This is a genomic window from Deinococcus aerius, assembly GCF_002897375.1.
In the GTDB taxonomy this organism is placed as follows: Bacteria; Deinococcota; Deinococci; order Deinococcales; family Deinococcaceae; genus Deinococcus; species Deinococcus aerius.
In genome coordinates, this window is sequence record NZ_BFAG01000020.1 from 18,608 (window position 1) to 34,645 (window position 16,038).

Annotated in this window: 17 protein-coding genes and 2 pseudogenes; 8 read left to right on the top strand and 11 right to left on the bottom strand. The window is 70.4% G+C overall.

Annotated elements, in window-relative coordinates:
* Positions 1–4: 4 nt before the first annotated feature.
* On the top strand, positions 5–493 hold the full coding sequence (locus DAERI_RS20195) for a response regulator (protein ID WP_103131286.1): 489 nt from the start codon (positions 5–7) through the stop codon (positions 491–493).
* 39 nt (positions 494–532) lie between these two features.
* On the opposite strand, the gene DAERI_RS20200 is transcribed toward DAERI_RS20195, so the two are convergent.
* Positions 533–706, bottom strand: coding sequence for a twin-arginine translocase TatA/TatE family subunit (locus DAERI_RS20200; protein ID WP_103131245.1), 174 nt, complete (start codon positions 704–706; stop codon positions 533–535).
* 22 nt (positions 707–728) lie between these two features.
* Positions 729–1,613, bottom strand: a complete 885-nt coding sequence (locus DAERI_RS20205) for an intradiol ring-cleavage dioxygenase (protein WP_103131246.1) — start codon at positions 1,611–1,613, stop codon at positions 729–731.
* A gap of 341 nt (positions 1,614–1,954) precedes the next feature.
* Here DAERI_RS20205 and DAERI_RS20210 point away from each other — a divergent pair, with 341 nt between their 5' ends.
* The 3 genes from DAERI_RS20210 to DAERI_RS20220 all read left to right on the top strand — a co-directional run bounded on the left by DAERI_RS20210 (position 1,955) and on the right by DAERI_RS20220 (position 5,287).
* Positions 1,955–2,665, top strand: a complete 711-nt coding sequence (locus DAERI_RS20210; protein WP_103131247.1) for a hypothetical protein — start codon at positions 1,955–1,957, stop codon at positions 2,663–2,665.
* 491 nt (positions 2,666–3,156) lie between these two features.
* Entirely contained in the window at positions 3,157–4,176 is a 1,020-nt protein-coding gene (locus DAERI_RS20215) for an aldo/keto reductase (protein WP_103131248.1), read from the top strand.
* Positions 4,177–4,219: 43 nt separating this feature from the next.
* A complete protein-coding gene (locus DAERI_RS20220; RefSeq protein WP_103131249.1) occupies positions 4,220–5,287 on the top strand; it encodes an aldose epimerase family protein in 1,068 nt (355 codons plus the stop codon).
* 50 nt (positions 5,288–5,337) lie between these two features.
* On the opposite strand, the gene DAERI_RS20225 is transcribed toward DAERI_RS20220, so the two are convergent.
* Both DAERI_RS20225 and DAERI_RS20230 read right to left on the bottom strand, forming a co-directional pair.
* Positions 5,338–5,961, bottom strand: a complete 624-nt coding sequence (locus DAERI_RS20225) for an NAD(P)-dependent oxidoreductase (RefSeq protein ID WP_103131250.1) — start codon at positions 5,959–5,961, stop codon at positions 5,338–5,340.
* Positions 5,962–6,052: 91 nt separating this feature from the next.
* The gene (locus tag DAERI_RS20230; RefSeq protein WP_165794307.1) at positions 6,053–6,991 is read right to left on the bottom strand and encodes an NAD(P)-dependent alcohol dehydrogenase; all 939 of its coding nucleotides are present in this window, start codon (positions 6,989–6,991) and stop codon (positions 6,053–6,055) included.
* A gap of 113 nt (positions 6,992–7,104) precedes the next feature.
* On the opposite strand from DAERI_RS20230, the gene DAERI_RS20235 reads away from it, so the two are divergent.
* Complete coding sequence (locus DAERI_RS20235) at positions 7,105–8,022, top strand: diacylglycerol/lipid kinase family protein (protein WP_103131252.1); 918 nt, start codon at positions 7,105–7,107, stop codon at positions 8,020–8,022.
* Positions 8,023–8,112: 90 nt separating this feature from the next.
* Here the strand turns inward: DAERI_RS20235 and DAERI_RS20240 are convergent, their stop codons facing one another.
* Positions 8,113–8,676, bottom strand: a complete 564-nt coding sequence (locus tag DAERI_RS20240) for a hypothetical protein (RefSeq protein WP_103131253.1) — start codon at positions 8,674–8,676, stop codon at positions 8,113–8,115.
* 71 nt (positions 8,677–8,747) lie between these two features.
* On the opposite strand from DAERI_RS20240, the gene DAERI_RS22495 reads away from it, so the two are divergent.
* On the top strand, positions 8,748–8,909 hold the full coding sequence (locus DAERI_RS22495) for a hypothetical protein (RefSeq protein ID WP_165794306.1): 162 nt from the start codon (positions 8,748–8,750) through the stop codon (positions 8,907–8,909).
* Positions 8,910–9,367: 458 nt separating this feature from the next.
* Here the strand turns inward: DAERI_RS22495 and DAERI_RS22945 are convergent.
* Positions 9,368–9,472 (bottom strand): annotated as a pseudogene (locus tag DAERI_RS22945) (IS3 family transposase); the annotation flags it as partial.
* 1 nt (position 9,473) lies between these two features.
* Positions 9,474–9,888: pseudogene (locus DAERI_RS20245) on the bottom strand (transposase); the annotation flags it as partial.
* Between the two features lie 66 nt (positions 9,889–9,954).
* On the opposite strand from DAERI_RS20245, the gene DAERI_RS20250 reads away from it, so the two are divergent.
* On the top strand, positions 9,955–10,161 hold the full coding sequence (locus DAERI_RS20250; RefSeq protein WP_103131254.1) for a Y-family DNA polymerase: 207 nt from the start codon (positions 9,955–9,957) through the stop codon (positions 10,159–10,161).
* Positions 10,162–10,260: 99 nt separating this feature from the next.
* Here DAERI_RS20250 and DAERI_RS20255 read toward each other — a convergent pair whose 3' ends face one another.
* On the bottom strand, positions 10,261–11,493 hold the full coding sequence (locus DAERI_RS20255; protein WP_165794308.1) for an LCP family protein: 1,233 nt from the start codon (positions 11,491–11,493) through the stop codon (positions 10,261–10,263).
* 666 nt (positions 11,494–12,159) lie between these two features.
* On the opposite strand from DAERI_RS20255, the gene DAERI_RS20260 reads away from it, so the two are divergent.
* Positions 12,160–12,507, top strand: a complete 348-nt coding sequence (locus DAERI_RS20260; protein ID WP_133162089.1) for a hypothetical protein — start codon at positions 12,160–12,162, stop codon at positions 12,505–12,507.
* 22 nt (positions 12,508–12,529) lie between these two features.
* Here the strand turns inward: DAERI_RS20260 and DAERI_RS20265 are convergent, their stop codons facing one another.
* The 3 genes from DAERI_RS20265 to DAERI_RS20275 form a co-directional block, all read right to left on the bottom strand.
* Entirely contained in the window at positions 12,530–13,390 is an 861-nt protein-coding gene (locus DAERI_RS20265) for an alpha/beta fold hydrolase (protein WP_103131257.1), read from the bottom strand.
* Complete coding sequence (locus tag DAERI_RS20270) at positions 13,387–14,853, bottom strand: FAD-dependent oxidoreductase (RefSeq protein ID WP_103131258.1); 1,467 nt, start codon at positions 14,851–14,853, stop codon at positions 13,387–13,389. Before DAERI_RS20270 ends, DAERI_RS20265 begins: the two co-directional genes overlap by 4 nt.
* Before the next feature lie 100 nt (positions 14,854–14,953).
* Positions 14,954–15,490 carry a TetR/AcrR family transcriptional regulator gene (locus DAERI_RS20275; protein WP_103131259.1) on the bottom strand — a complete coding sequence of 179 codons (537 nt, stop codon included), beginning with the start codon at positions 15,488–15,490 and terminating at the stop codon, positions 14,954–14,956.
* Positions 15,491–16,038: the final 548 nt, after the last annotated feature.

Sequence of the window (16,038 nt, forward strand, 5' to 3'; positions counted from 1 at the left end):
GTTCATGACTGCGCCGCTTGACCTGAAGGGTCCACCGTCCGCGCCGGCACCGCTCCGGCCCCACATCCTGCTGGTGGACGACAACGAACTCGACGTGGAACTCACGCTGCTCGCCCTGACCGGCTGCGGCCTACGCGGGCACGTGAGTACGGTGGGGGACGGGCAGGAGGCCCTCGACTTCCTGCGTGGGGTGGGGCGCCACGCCGGGAGGCCGCCCGGGCTGCCCGCGCTGGTGCTGCTCGACCTCAAGATGCTGGGCCTGGATGGCGAGGACGTGCTGCGGGCCATCCGGGACGACCCGGCGCTGCGCCGAACCCGCGTCGCCATGCTCACGACCTCTGGCCGCCCCGAGGACCGCGCCTGCTGCGGGGCAGCCGACGCCTACCTCGTCAAACCCCTCGACCCCGCCGAGTTCGTTCGCCAGGTCGGTGAGGTCGTATCCATGATCCTCACGGCGCGCCGCCCGGCCCAGGAACCCGGCCCGCCCGGGTGACGGCGGGCCGCGCGGCGGTGAGGCCCAGGGCCGTGGGGGTCAGCCCCGCTCGTCCGGGTTCAGGTCGAGGTCGCGTTTCAACTCGCGCGTGCCGCGGCGGAACTCGCGGATGCCCTGCCCCAGACTCTTGCCGAGTTCCGGCAGCTTCCCCGGCCCGAAAATCAGCGCGGCGACGATCACGACGAGAAGAAGTTCCATCGGTCCAATGTTCATGGGGCCTCCGGGCAGGCGGGGTTCAGCGGGCGAGGCCCACGGTCAGGGTGGCGGTGTAGCCCGAGGCCGCGCTCCCCGTGATCGTCGGGAGCTGGGTGCTGTAGCCGTCGCTGAAGATGTTGTCGCGGCCCAGCGAGGTGCGGTTCAGGTTGCCCACGCTGGCCGAGTACCCCGCCGTGGCGTAGACCTCGCGGCAGGTGGCCTCCGGCAGCGCGAGCTGAGAGGTCTGAATCTTGTTCTTCGCCGAGGTCGCCGAGGCGAGGGTGGGGTAGACCTCGAAGTGGATGTGCGGCCAGCGGCCCGAGTAGCAGCCGGGGAAGATGGTCTGGAAGGTGACGGTGCCGTCCGCGCCCCCCGCCTGCACGCCCCGCAGGTAATCCTCACTGACGGTATCCGCGCTGTACATCGAGTAGTTGCCGTCGCGGTCGCAGTGCCACAGGTAGACCGCGTAGCCCGCCAGGGGAGCGCAACTCGCGTTCACATTCACGAGCTTGAGGACGACCTTCAGGGGCACCCCCTCGGCGGTGTGGCCGGTCCCCAGGCTGGTCCGCAGGTCGGGGCGCACGATCCCCGAGCGGGTCAGCACGTTGAGCGACTGGCCCGACGCCGCCGAGCCGTCGGCGGGATACGGTCCCGCCGTCTCGGTGGGGATGGCGGTGGGACAGGCTGCCGTTCCCGCGCCGCTGCTCGTCCCGGTCCCGGTACTCGTTCCGACTGCGGCGAGGCCGCTCGCGCCGCAGCTCACCAGCAGCCCGATGCCCAGCAGGCCCAGGCCCAGCACCCGGCGGCGGTCCACCACCGAGCGGGTCATCATGTTGACATCCGCCGTCAGGCCGAGGTTGTTGAGGTCGTCGTGGTGGTCGTGGTCGTCGGCGGGGTAGGGCGTGATGATGCGCTGTTCGCTCATGGCTGGTCCTCCTGGGACGCGGGGGGGCGAGGGTTCCCGCCTTTGCCGCTTCTTGCCCCGGAGAGTAGGGAGGGGATGTTCAGAACTTGTTTACGGCCCGGACGCGGGGTCTGGGAAGGCGGGGCGCGTCCCTCCGCTGCGGGGGAGAGGAATGACGACGGGCGCCCGTGGGAAGGGGCGGCCGTACTCCGTAGTCCTCAAGGCGAACTGCTGGCGCATGGGTGCGGGCGCCCCCGCTCCTCCCGCGCTTACAACTTCTGAACAACTCCTACCCGGGGGCTGAACACCCCTCCCCCAGACTCCGCCCAGGTGAGCGTCACGCCCACCGAAGGAGCCCGACCATGCGAACCCGACTCAATATCCTGACGCCCCTGCTCGCCGCCACCTTCCTCGGCGCGAGTGCCTTTGCCGCCACGCCCACGACCGCCCAGCGGGCCGCGCCCTCCCCGGCGGGGCAGCAGCAGGCCGCGCCCCAGCAGCGTGCCCCCCAGAGTGTGCAGGTGGCGTACTACCAGGGCGATCCGCTGGGTGGCGGTCGACTGCTCCAGACCCGCTCAGTTTCCGCGCAGGGAGGCCCGCAGATGGGCGGCGGACTGTTCCAGAACGCGCCCGCCGGGGCCACCTACGCGGTCGTGACCACCCCCTTCGGGAAGCGCGTGGTGAACCTGGGGGACGCCCAGAACCGGCAGCCCCCGGCGGGCGGGCCGGGAGGGATGCCGCCCGGCCCGGACCAGCCCGGCGCCCCCATGAACGGGCACGCTGGCGACCGCGCCCCCGGCGGAAACGGCGGCCCGCAGGACCGGCAGGGCGTTCCCAACGCGCTCGGCCCGGCCCTGCGCGGCGCCACCGCCGTCACCTTCTACTCGGCCAACCCCCTGAGCGGCGGACGAGCCCTCCAGACCATCCGGCTGGGGACGACCGCCGGGACGCAGGATGCGGCCCTCCAGCAGGCCGCCCGCCAGGCCAAGTTCGCGGTGGTCGAGCGCCCGGGCGAGCGGCTGATCGTGGACCTGAGCGCCATTCCGGCCCGCCCCGACGCGCAGACCAGGTAAACAAGGCCCACGACAACGAAACGTCTCCAAGAGAGGCAATAGAAGCCCGCACCTGCTTCCGTTGCCTCTTTGGCTGGATGGCAAATGTACAGTGGAATCGTCCTTTTGCCCCCTCTCCCCCTGTGGAAGAGGGGTGGCAGGCGGCGCCTGCCCTACAGACGACCCTGTAAAGAGGGATACTCGGGGATTCTGATTGGCCTGGTGACGCCATGCCCGTTCACCCCCACCCAGCCTCCCCCCTCAAGGGGGAGGAGCTTTGATTTCTGTCCCACACGTCATTCTCCACGGTGGAGGCTTGCATCATCCGGGTCAGACACACCAGGCGCAATCCTGGCCAGGGCAGAAAACCGCTCCCCCGCCCTCCCTTAACGGCGGGTGGAGGCCAGGCTCACCTCCCCGCCCCGCCCGGGGTGAAGGGTAGGGGGGCTGTGGGGAAGAGACCTTCTCCACCACGCAGCGGCCACGAAGCCCAGCCCCAGGAGGACCTTCCCATGACCACGTACCGCAGACTGGGCCGCAGCGGCCTGCATCTCTTTCCCATCGGCCTGGGCTCCATGCAGTTCGGCTGGAGCGCCGACGAAGAGACTTCCCAGGGCATCATGGACGCCTATTACGAGGCGGGCGGCAACTTCATCGACACCGCCGACATCTACACGACCTGGACCCAGGGCAACCCCGGCGGCGTCTCCGAGGAGATCATCGGGCGCTGGATGAAGTCGCGCGGGAACCGCCAGGACATCGTGATCGCCACCAAGGTGCGCGGCCCGATGGGCGAGTTCGGCCGTGACGGGAGAAAGAGCATCCACCAGCGCGAGGGCCTGTCCCGGCGCTGGATCATGCAGGCGTGCGAGGACAGCCTGCGCCGCCTTCAGGTGGACCATATCGACCTGTACCAAGCCCACTGGGTGGACAACCAGACGCCCATCGAGGAGACGCTGGAGGCCTTCACCGAACTTGTGCGGCGCGGATACGTGCGCTACATCGGCTGCTCCAACTACTCCGCGTGGCGGCTGATGCAGGCGCTGTGGACGAGCGACAAGAAGGGGTTGGAGTCCTACGTCAGCATCCAGCCCGAGTACAGCCTGCTCTCGCCGACCCGGGCGAACTTCGAGCGGGAACTGATGCGGGTCTGCGAGGCGTACGACATCGGCATCATCCCGTGGAGCCCGCTGGGCGGCGGGATGCTGACGGGCAAGTACCGGCGCGGCCAGCCCCTGCCCGAGAGCGTGCGCGCCGACGAGAACGCGCGGCGGCGCTTCAGCGACCGGAACTTCGACATCGTGGAGACATTGGAGGCGGTGGCGGGGCGGCACGGGGCCAAACCCGCGCAGGTCGCGCTCGCGTGGCTCCTCGCCCAGCCCCAGATGACCTCGCCGATCATCGGGGCGAACAACACCACGCAGCTCGGGGAACTTCTCGGCACGCTGGAGCTGCAACTGACGCCAGAGGACCTGGACGAGATCACCCGCGTCAGCGACTGGGAGCGCGCGAGAACCGAGTTGGAGATGTGAGGAGGAGATTTCCGTTCCTTGCGCAAGAATCGAACGAGAACCTATGACGGACACCCAACAGCCAGTCACGTCGCAGCCCTGGGGCATGACTCCCGATGGGCAGCCGATCACCCTCTACACGCTGCGGAACCCAAGCGGCATTCAGGCCGACATCATGGATTACGGGGGCGTCGTGGTACGCCTCCTCACGCCCGACCGAAACGGGAACCCCGGCGATATCGTCCTCGGCCACGACCACGCCGAGCCGTATTTCAGCCTGGAGACCTCGCCTTACTTCGGCGCGCTGATCGGGCGGTACGGCAACCGGATCGCGGGGGGCCGCTTCACCCTCGACGGGCAGACCTATCAGCTTCCGGTCAACAACGGCCCCAACTCGCTCCACGGCGGCACGCGGGGCTTCAACCAGCGCCTCTGGACCGGCCGTCCCCTCGCAGACGGACCCGCCCTCGAACTCACCTACCTCAGCCCGGACGGCGAGGAGGGGTACCCGGGCAACCTCTCCGTCCGGGTCACGTACACCCTCACGGGGGACAACGCGCTCCAGATCGACTACGAGGCGAGGGCCGACGCGCCCACCATCCTCAACCTGACGAACCACACGTACTGGAACCTGGGCGGGGACGCGGGGCGGGACATTCTGGGGCACGAACTCACCCTGCGGGCCGACCACATCACGCCCATTGACGGGACGCTGATCCCGACGGGGGAACTCCTGCCGGTGGAGGGCACGCCCTTCGACTTCCGGCAGCCGACGCCCATCGGCGCGCGGGTAGACGAGCCGAACGAGCAACTGCGCTTCGCAGGTGGGTACGACCACAACTTCGTGTTGGGAGGAGAGGGCCTGCGCTCCGTCGCCCAGGTCCGCGATCCCGAGTCCGGGCGGCGGGTCGAGGTGTCCACCGATCAGCCGGGGATGCAGTTCTACTCGGGCAACTTCCTGGACGGGAGCATCGTGGGCAAGGGCGGGCGGGTGTACGGCCACCGCTGGGCCCTGTGCCTGGAGACGCAGCACTTCCCGGACTCGCCCAACCACCCGAACTTTCCGTCCACGGTGCTGAGGCCGGGTGAAACCTTCACGTCGCGCACGGTCTACGCCTTCTCGGCGCGCTGAGCGGAGGGAGGCCGGGCGGGGTGGGGGAGACTTCCGAGACTCCCCCGCCCTCAGTTGCTGATCGCCGGGGCCTGGCGCACGTACTGGTCGCTGCCCACCTGATCGAGCATGAACTCGGCGACGCTCGCGCGCGTGATAAACGGGCGAATATCGCCGACCAGCCCGGCGCGTGTGGGAGCGGCGGGGCCGTCGGTCAGGCGGGGAACCCGCACGATCGTCCAGTCGAGCGTGGAGGCGCGGATCAGGTCGGCGTGGTTCAGCGAGTCCTTCAGCACGTCCGGCTGGGTGAGGCGCAGCAGCACGCGGAAGACCCGGTCGATGGGTCCGGGCCGGTCCCCCTCGTGCGGCACGCCCGCGCCGGTGAGGGTGATCAGGCGCCGCACCCCCGCTCCCGGCATCACGGTGGTGAGGTTGCGGGCGGCGAGCGTCATGGTGTCGGGCGGGCCGCCGCGCACGGGCCCCAGGGCGCTGAGGACGGCGTCCGTCCCCGCGATCACGCGGCCCACCGCCTCCGGGTCGCGGGCGTCGCCCTGCACCTCGATCAGGCGCTCCTCGTGCCGGTGGAGTCGGCCCGGGTCGCGGGCCAGGACCCGCACGGTGTCCCCCCGCAGGAGGGCGAGGTCGATCAGCAGGCGTCCGGTGCGGCCCGTGCCGCCGAGAATGGCGAGGTTCATGGCTCTCCTTTGGGGAATGGAGTGGATGGGAATGCGGCTCTCTGGCCGCAGCTTGACAAGTGACCCGTCCCCCTGTCCGTATGGGGGAACACTACACCGTCACGACGACCTTGCCCCGCGCCTCACCGCTCTCGGCGTAGCGGTGGGCGCCCACGATCTGCTCCAGCGGGAAGGCCCGGTCAAGCGGCACGCGCAGCTCGCCCCCTTCGATCAGCCGGGCGAGGAAGGCGAGGTCCTGCGACCGCTCCCTCGTCTGGACCCCGGCGAAGCGCGGCCCCGCCCCCCCCAGCATGGCCCGCACGTCCCCGGGACGGGTGGGAAAGGGGCGCGTCGAGACGTACACTCCGTCCGGCGCCAATGCCCCCCGAACCTGCGAGAAGCGCAGCGCGGGCGGCGTGTCGAAGATGACATCCCAGGTCCGCCCGGAGAAGTCCACGCTGCCGGGGTCCAAGACCTCCTCCGCGCCCAGCTCCCGGACGAAGGCGTGCTTCTCCGGGCGGGCCGTGCCCGTGACCGTGGCCCCATAGTGCCGGGCGAGCTGCACCCCGAACGAGCCGATGCCACCCGCGGCGCCGATCACCAGCACCCGTGCCCCGCGTCGCCGGTGCAACTGCGCCCCGCCCCGTAGCGCCTGAAGGGCCGTCAGACCGGAGAGCGGCACGGCGGCGGCCTCGGCGGGGGAGATGCCCTGCGGGGCGAGCGCCACCCGCGACTGCCGCACGGTAACGTACTCGGCGGCCCCGCCGCCACTGTGCCCCAGCAGCGAATACACCCGGTCCCCGAGGTCGAAAGCCGTCACTCGCGGCCCCAGCCCCACGACCTCCCCGGCCACGTCCAAACCCGCGGTGAAGGGCCGCCGCACGACGAGTGAGATCGGCCCGCCGCCCCGCCGCAGGCCCAGGTCGGTGCCGTTCACGCTGCTCGCCTGGACCCGGATCAGAACCTCGTCCCCGTCCGGGTGCGGCCAGGGAACCTCCTCCAGCCGCAGGACCTCGGGACCGCCGAAGGAATGAACACGCGCCGCCAGCATGGGGCACCTTAGAACGGGCCGGGACTCCCGGGCGTGAGGAGGGGCGGGCCGTGCGTTCATGTGCGCGGGCCGTCCCGGTTTCTTCCTGCCAAGCTCGGGCGGCATAGTGAGTCATGCCCCGCGCCTTCCAGGACAGGTCCACCGGGCCGGACCCCGCCCCCAAGCTGCTCGTGAACCTGCGGTCGCGGCGGGGCGCGGCCTCGCTGGCGGCGGCGACTGAGGCGCTGGCGGCCGAGGGCCTGCGCGTGACCCCACTCCCCGTGCGCGGCCCGCACGAGGCGGAACTCATCCTGCGGGCCGAGGTGGCGCGGGGCGCCCCCTGCGTGATCGTGGGGGGCGGCGACGGCACGCTCTCGCACGCCGCCGGGGTCCTGGCGCGGACGGGGACGGCCCTGGGCGTCCTGCCACTGGGGACCGGCAACACCTTCGCCCGCAGCGTGGGCGTGCCCCTCGACCTGGCCGGCGCCGCGCGGGTGATCGCCGGGGGCGAGACGGCGGCGGTGGACGTGGGGCTGCTCAACGGGCGGCCCTTTCTCAACAGCGTGGCCCTGGGCCTCTCCGCCGAGATCGCCCGCGTCCTGACCCCCGCCCTCAAGCGGCGCCTGGGCCTGCTCGCCTGGCCGGTCGTGGGGACCCAGGTGCTCGGGAGGCACCACGCCCTCGACCTCACCCTCACGTCGCCGGGGGGCACCCTGCGGCTGCGGACTCACCAACTGCTCGTGGCGAATGGTCGGTACGTGGCCGGGCCGCTGCGCGCCGCGCCCCACGCCTCGGTGGCCGACCGGCAGCTCGACGTGCTCGTGTTTGGCAAGGGCAGGCTCATCCAACTGCTGCGGGCGGGGGTGGGCTGGACGCTGGGGCGGCCCGCCCTCCAGTTCTCCGCCCCGCGCCTGACCGTGCAGACGAGGGGGGGCCCGCGCTGGGCCAGCGTGGACGGCGAGGTGATGCCCCTCACCACCCTCGACCTCTCGGTGGAGGCCGCCGCCCTGCGCGTGCGGGTGCCCGCCGGGTTCGACGCGGGGAGGGTGTGAGGGTGGCCCCAAACCATCCCTCTGTGCCGACCTGAAGCGCCCCGTCTGCAACCGCCCAAGGAGCGCCCGTCCTCTGTCCCCAGCCGCTGCCTACACCCCCATGCGGTACAGGATGGCGAGCGGCACAAGTTCGTTGGTGATCTCCTGAAGCATCCGGTGGTGCTTGAACTTCTCCAGCGAGATCGGGAAGGTGAGGTCCACGATCTCGCGGATGCCCAGCGCGTAGCCCAGTTGCTCCGCCGCCGAGAAGGCACGGATGGCGTTCAGGCTCGCCAGGAACAGTTGATGCAGGTCGTCCCACCAGCCCTGCGCGCCGGTTGCCAGCCCTTGCAGCGCCCCCAGCGCCTCCTGGCCCTTGGAGAGGAGTTGCCCGCCCACGCTCAGCAGCCCGGGGCTCGGCGGCTTCCCCCCGATCGCGCGGTACAGCTCGTCCACCTGCGCCTCATGGCGGCGGGCGGTGTCCACGACCTCCCCGATCAGTTGCCGGAGGTGCGGCCCGTGGAGCTGGTCCAGCACGTCCTCGGCAAGCTTGCGAAAGGACGCCTGCGCGGCTGGCACCTGGCCGAACCAGCGTTCCGAGCGGTTCAGGAATTCGTCCCAGGTCGCCGGATCGAGTTCGGTGGCGAGGGGCTGGGGGAGGTTGGGTGCGGTCATGCCGCCCTCCTGTTCATAGCTGGTCTCCTCACCGGCGGGTCACCCGCCACAGCACGCCCGTGTGGGCATAGGTGACGACGTTGCCCTGGGACGACCCCAGCCGCTCCCGCCCCGCGAACGAGCTCACCCTGAGTGAGTGGGACCCGGTGAGCAAGCAGCCGCACTACAAGTACGCGGCGGTGCGGATCAGCAAGTGCGGCGCGAAGGAGGGACGCCGCAATAGGCGTAACTGATGACGCCTTCGGACGGGGCGCCGCGTCCGGCCAGGGTCACCAGCGTCAGCGGGTGCACCTGTGGGGGGTGCCGTAGGCCCAGGCCGCCTCTATGCAGGAGGTGTGATGCGCCAGGAGAGCTACAGCCATCAGGGCCCGGTTGCCGTCCGCCGTGCGGATGAACAGGACCCGCCCAAGGCCAAAGGAATCAAGGTGCCAGGAAGAAGGGGAAGCGGCCACGACAGGTTTCTGGTGCAGGGTTGAACTACGGGAACTGTAGGGGTCCCGTGTCAGGGGGCGGTGATGGCCTTCTGGTCCGGATGGCTTCCTGCTGTAACCACTTGGGCGGCCTCAATCCGGGGGGCGCCTTCGGTCACCCTGCGACGTAGGGGGAGTGTGCAAGGGTGGGAAGGCTGAACCGCGGGCCTGTCCCGGTAGTGCGTAGTTGAAGCTAAGCGGCTGTAGCTTGGCGTTCGAGCCTCCTGGGGTGTCAAGTTCCCAAGTGTTGAGTGACGACGCTGGCGGTTGTAGAACATCTCGATGAACTCGAACACGGCCCGTCGTGCAGCGGCACGGCTCTCAAATGCGTTTCGAGATCGGCCTTCTTCGCCAGTGGTGGTCCCACTCACCGAGACTTCCAGCACCCGGCACATCACGTCCAGGCGGTACTGCTCCCGGTGAGCGTCAATGAACCGGTACCTCAGCGGGTGGCCCCTTTGGTAAAGAAGGCCGCCGCTTTTTTCGGGATTTCTCGCTCCTGCCGCAGAATCTCGTTCTCTTGGCGGAGCCGCCTGATCTCCTGCTGCCCTGGGGTCAGGACCTGCTTCCCCTGTCCAGGAAAAGCTGACTCCCCCTTCTCCGGCTGGGCGTTCCTCCGCTTGCGCAGCAGGGACACGTTGAGGCCCAGGTCGCGGGCAGTGCCCGTGACGTTGCCGCTGGTTCGGGCGAGCTGAACAGCGTCTCGCCCGAACTCGGCGCTGTGCGTTCTGCGGTTGGTCATGAGGGCGCCTCCTCTCTTCCAGGCTTAGCTCCCCCCACACCGTGTCGGGTCACCCGCACTGCTCCTATGACCCGCCTCGTCGTGCACGTGGACATGAACGCCTTCTACGTCTCGGTCGAGGTGCGCGACCAGCCGGAGCTGAGGGAGAAACCCGTCGCCGTCATCGTGCTGGGCCGAAGGGGCGTGGTGTTGACGCCCGAGCTGACCGCCGGGTACTGGGTTCGCCCCCTGGGCGTGAGCGCCGTTAACCTCAGTCCCCGGGCCGGAGCGTGAGGGCGATGGGGCGAAGAGGGCGCTGGGGTTGGGGCCCACAGAACTCCCGGGAGCGGCGGCCCCTCACCGCCGCAGGCCCTTTCCTCGCGGTGGCACACCTCAGGGCGACTTCAGCTTCCCCGCGCCCAGTGTCGCGGCTGGGGTCGCGTCCCACCCCACCCACACCGTCACGTCCGCAAACACCGACCCCTGCCCGGAGACGCGCGCCTCCCCGAACCCCAGATCACGGCGCACCCGCCCCGCCTCGCTCACGCTGGCATTCGACAGCACCGCGCTCGCCCGCCCGGGCGGCACCTCGCGCCGACTTACGAACACGTTCCGGTAGCCCGCCCGCCACAGCCGCGCCCTCGCGTTCGCCAGTTGCGCTGAGGTGCCCCCCGTGGCGACCAGCGCCACCCGCAGGGTGCGCACGTCACGCGCGGCCGGGGTGGACGGGAGCGCCCGGCCGAAGTTCGCCAGGGTGCGCCGCGCGGCCGCGACGTTCACACTCCAGTAGCTCACGCGGTTGACCGTCTGAAAACGCCCGGGCAGCAAGAACGTCTCCACGCGCGGCCAGTGCAGGGCGATGCCGAGGGCCGCGCTGATGTCAAGGGGACGAGCATTCGTCCGCACGTCACTCTGAAGCAATCGGGGAAGGGCGCTCAGCCGGACCGCTCCGGATGGGGTGAGCAGTCGGCGGGCCAGCGCCTTCACGAAGGTCTGCTGTCGCTGCGCGCGCCCGATGTCCCCCATGGCGTCGTGCCGAAAGCGCACGAACTGCTCGGCCTGCTGGCCCGACAGGTGCCGCCAGCCCTTCTTCAGGCGAATGTGCAATCCCGCGGCCCGGTCGTCGTACCTCATGTCCTGCGGAACATAGAGGTCCACGCCACCCAGGGCGTCGGTCAGGTGACGCACGCCGTTCAGGTTGACGAGCACGTACGCCTGCACCTTCAGGCCGGTGAGGGTCTCGACGGCGCGGACCATACCGTTCGGGCCGAGCTTGGGGAGGGCGGCGTTGAGTTTGCGCCAGCCCAGGCCGGGCAGCCACACGCGGGTGTCACGTGGCAAGCTCAGGGTGCGCACGGTATTGGTCACGGGATCGAGTTGCACCAGCAACATGCTGTCGGTGTTGCCGCGGAAGGTCTCGGGCGCGCGGACGTGGTGCGCGCGGTAGTCGGGCGCGACGCCCGCGATCAGGTAATTGACCGCCCGGGTCGGGGGGCGTGGCGCGGGTGTGAAGCCGTGGGCCTGAGGGGGAGCGGCCCGACTGGCGGCGGAGAGCAGCAGGGCGAGGGCGAGGAACCCGACGACGGTGAGGACCCATGGGCGCAGCAGGAGCGGAACTGGGGGCATCTTCATCCTCGTGGCGGACGCGGCCGGTGGAGCAGGTGAGGCAGGCAGGACCACAGCGTGCGGTCCCTTCGACCTCCGGCTTAAGGAAGAGCTGTCCGAAGGGTACCAAAAGCGGGACCGCCTGCTTGGGGACGGGTCCTCTCCAGCCACCCGCCGGGAAGAGGGGGAGGGCAGAACGGCGTCGGGGGTAGTGCGGAGTGGTGGGTCGGGGAAGGGGTTCGCCAGGGGCCAAGGCCGTGTTCGCGGGTCATCAGGGCCAAGCGTGCGCTCACCGTTGAAAGTCCCGCGCAGGTTCGCGGTGAACCGGGCCGTCTTCTCAGGCCCCGTCCCAGCTCGATGGTCATTCGCCCATTGCTGGCGTTGCCGGATGCTCCTATGGCGGCGAGAGGTCGGGCCATTCAGGGAGAGCGGTGGACTCAGCAGTAACCCGTTGCCGTGTTCGGTCGATGAGCGTACGAGCCGGGGGATCGGCCAGGGTGGACGGCACCTTGGGCGGACTCGTTCTCAGGACCGCACCGCCGCCTCAGGGGCGCTTCGTGGAGAGGGACACGGCGGGATGGGGGGGGGAGGAGTCCTCATGGTTGGCGAGCGGTCTGGGTTCCTGGGACGTGGTAACGTCCCTGCCGTGCTCGCACTGCTCACCTCGGGGAGCGCAGAATGGGGGGAGTGACGCCTTCTTCCTTGCCTAAGGCGCACGACGAGCGGGTCCGACTGCTGCTCTCACGGCGGCGGCAGGAGCTGGAAATGCGGGCGCAGGAGGAGCGGCTTCGGGTGGCCGAGGACGGGCCGATCCGGGAGGACCTGGAGCGGCACCTGGTCCTCCTCGACCGGCAACTCGGGGGCTGGCACGAGCGGCGGCTGGACCTGATGCAAATGGTCGCGCCCCACCCGGAGTGGGCGGGGCGCGTCCGGTTGCCACGAGCCGCCGAGCTGCCCGCCGCGGTCCTGGCGGTCCACCTGCACGGAATCACCCCTGTACACCGCCTGGTTGGGCTGACCGGCTCCCTGCCCTGAGCACCGACGGTGCCCCGCGCCCTCAGGGGAGGGGGCCCCGGGCCAGCCAGTTCGTCAGCACCCGCGTGACGGCCTCCGCCGCGTCGTGCTGCACGAAGTGGCCCGCGCCCGGCAGCGTGACCAGCGTGAGGTCGCGTTCCACCCACTGCCAGGTGTCGTTCAGGCCCCCCGGCAGCAGGGCCTCGTCGTCCAGCCCGTGGATGACCAGGGTGGGGGCCTGAACCTTGACGACCGGGCCCCGGGGTTCCCGGTACGGCGGGCGCGGGTAGTTCTGCTTGTAGTAGTGCAGGAGCGCCTCGAAGTCCGAGCGGCCCAGAGCCTCCCGGTAGCGTTCGCGGGCCATGTCGTCCCTCACCCAGCCGGTCAATCGCTCCAGGTCGAGCCGCTCGTGCGCGCCCTCCTCCTGAAAGGCGCGCGCGTACTCGCTGTTTCGCTGCTGCTCGGGATTGCGGGCCAGTTCGCGCGCCAGGCCCTGCGGGTGCGGCAGGTTCAGGATCACCAGGCGCTCGACCATCTCCGGGAAGTGCATGGCGAACTGCCAGGCAATCGCCCCGCCCCAGTCGTGTCCCACCAGGATGGCCCGCTCCTCGCCGAGGTCCCGGATGATGGCCGCCACGTCGCCCAGCAGGTGCCGCATGGCGTAGGGCTCGCCCCCTTTGGGCTGGTCGCTGAGGTTGTAGCCCCGCAGGTCGGGGGCGGCGACTCGGTACGCCCCGGCGAGCGCGGGCATCTGATGACGCCAGGTGTACCAGAAGTCCGGGAAGCCGTGCAGCATCACGATCAGCGGACCCTCGCCCAGGGTGACGTAGTGCAGGCGGACGCCGCTGTTCTCGGCGAAATGGTGGGAGACCTGGGTGTCGAGGTCCGGGGTGGAGGGCGTCACGTGATCCTCCTGGGGGCGTGGAAGGGTGCTCCGGCGGGGCGGGTGCGCAGGAGCGAGACCACCTCCGGGGAGAGGGCGGGCTCCGCGTCCTGAACCGTCCCGCCCAGCGCGCGGGCGAGGCTGCCCCCCAGGACCCGCGCCAGGATGGCCGGGCGCGCGAGGACCGATGGTGGCCGGAGGTTCATGATCATGTCCACAAAGGCGCCCGCCACCACCTCGTCCCGCACGGCCTGCCCCAGCACCAGGTTTCCGTAGGCGTGCCGCAGGCGCAGGCCCGGCCCCGCGCTCGCCCCGGTGAGCTTGACTCCCGGCCAGCGCAGGTCCTCGCCCGTGGCGACCTGCCAGGGCGCGGCGACGACCCGGGCGAGCGCCTTCTGAAAGGCGTGCTCGAAGTCCGGCCCACCCGTCCTCAGGCTCGTCTCCAGGGCCGCGGCACTCACGGCCGCCGCGCTCATGCCCTGCCCGTAGATGGGGTTGTAGTGGCACACGGCGTCCCCCAGGGCGATCAGGCCGCGCGGCCAGCGCGGGAGGCGCTCGAAGTGCCGCCAGGTGTTCGTGGGCGTGCGGTAGCCGCGGATGGGGGTCAGGGGCTCGGCGACGCGGATCGCCTCGTACAGGCCGGGGTCGGGCAGGTCGCGGGCCCAGGCCAGGAAGCCCGCCTCGTCGGTGGGGGGGTGGTGCCCCGCGAAGCCGCCCAGGGTCACGTGCCAGCGCCCGTCCTCGACCGGCAGGATCAGGCCCGCCCGCGGGTTGTGCGGCGGGCGCCCGTTGATGATGAGTCCGTGCCAGGGGGCGGGGAAGCCCTCGGGGCGCCGGTAGAAGCGCGAGGCGTACCCGATGTCGGAGGTGACGCTCTCCTCGGGCACCGCCCCGTACCCGAGATCCTGAAGCCAGCCGCCCAGCTTCGAGGTCCGCCCGCTCGCCTCGACCACCAGATCGGCGTGCAGGACCTCGGGGCCCTCCCGCCCATCCCGGTAGCGCACCTGCACGCCGGACACGCCCGTCCCGTCCTCGCGGCCCACCAGCCGGGTGACCTCGGTGGCCGGAAGAAAGCGGACGTTCGTGTGCTCGCGCAGCCACTGCCGCACCTGCCACTCCAGCAGGAAGCGGCTGAAGGCGAGGTACTCGCCCTGCCCCCTCAGCGGCGCGGCCGGGAGTCTCCCGGCGGGCGTGACCTGCAAGACCGGGATGCCTTCCCGGGTATGAAAGGCGCCCGCCTGGGCCAGGGAGGCGAGCAGGCCGGGGAACAGCTCGGCCAGAATCTCGTGCCCGCGGGGCAGCAGGCCGTGCGCGTGATGGGACTGCGGCACGCCCGCCCGGTGATCGGGCGCTTCCGGGAACACGTCGCGGTCGAGCACCGTCACGTCGCCGTAGTGCTCACTCAGAACGCGGGCGGCCAGCAGGCCCGCCATGCTTCCCCCGATGACGAGGGCGTGTCGGCCAGCAGTGGCGAGGTCAGTCATGGGCGGCTCCTTGGGGTGAGGGGGGGCGAAGATGGACACGACGGAAGGCTGGACCTGGAGAAGTTTGTAAGTAATCACTAACAAAAAGGGAAAAAGAAGCTCAGGGGTCCTCCCAGACCAGCAGTTCCGGGAGGTCGAGGACCGAGGCGATGGTGATCAGCATGCCAGACGCGAAGAAGTTCTGGACCTGCGTGTGCGAGGCCCCGGACAGGGCGCGCACCTCCTCAAACAGCGCCCGGTAGCGGCGGCGGACCTCCTGGCGGATCTCGTCCTCCCCGCTGGCGCTGAAGGCCTGGAGCAGCAGCAGCAACTCGTGGCGCCGCGAGCGCAGCCCCTCGTAGGCGAGTCCCATCGCGTCCATTTTGTCCCCCTGGGTGGACTGGGCGGCGACGGTGAAGACCCGCTGGACGTGGGAGAAGACCGCGTCCACGGCCGCCAGGAACAACTCCCGCTTGGTCCCGAAGAGGCGAAAGACGTAGGGCTGCGAGATCCCCACGCGCCGGGCGATGGTCTCCGTCGAACCCCCGGCGTACCCGCGCCCGGCGAACTCCTCGATGGCCGCCTCAATCACGGCCGCGCGCCGCTCCTCGCCCGACTGCCGGGCGGGAGGCGTGGAGCCAGGGGTGGAGCGGGTCATAAGTTAGTTTGTACTTACTAACAAGGCGAAGTCAAGGGGGCGCTCGAGGACCCCCGCCTCCCTCACACCTTCATGAACTAAGGAAGGTCGGGAACTCTCGCCCAGCCCTGCTCCGCGGTCAGCCCATACGGCCCATACCTCTCCGCGGTGCCGAAGCAGGCCGCATCCCCCAAACTCAAGCCCTACGGACTCTTGCGCGCGGAGTAGAACGCCGCCTTCGCTCGGCACCCTCATCGAAGACCAGCTCCGGCACGAAGGGGGCGAGCCTGGCCCACGACGCCTGCACTTGGCCGTGCGTGTACTCACCGCGACCCACCCCGCCCGCTCAACTGTCCCTGCTCGCCACCGTCGCTTTCAGCAATGGGCGGCCTTCGAGAGGTGGCGGGCAACGGTACAGCAGGCGGCCTGAACGTCAGGCTCCCTGTCTTTCCAAGACTCCCGCTTTTTGGACGCCAACAACCCGCCACAACCATGTAAGGTGAGGGGCCCATGGCATGCCTCGCCGTCCGCCTGCTGGGACCCCAAAGGTTCGGGTGGACGGTGGGCCT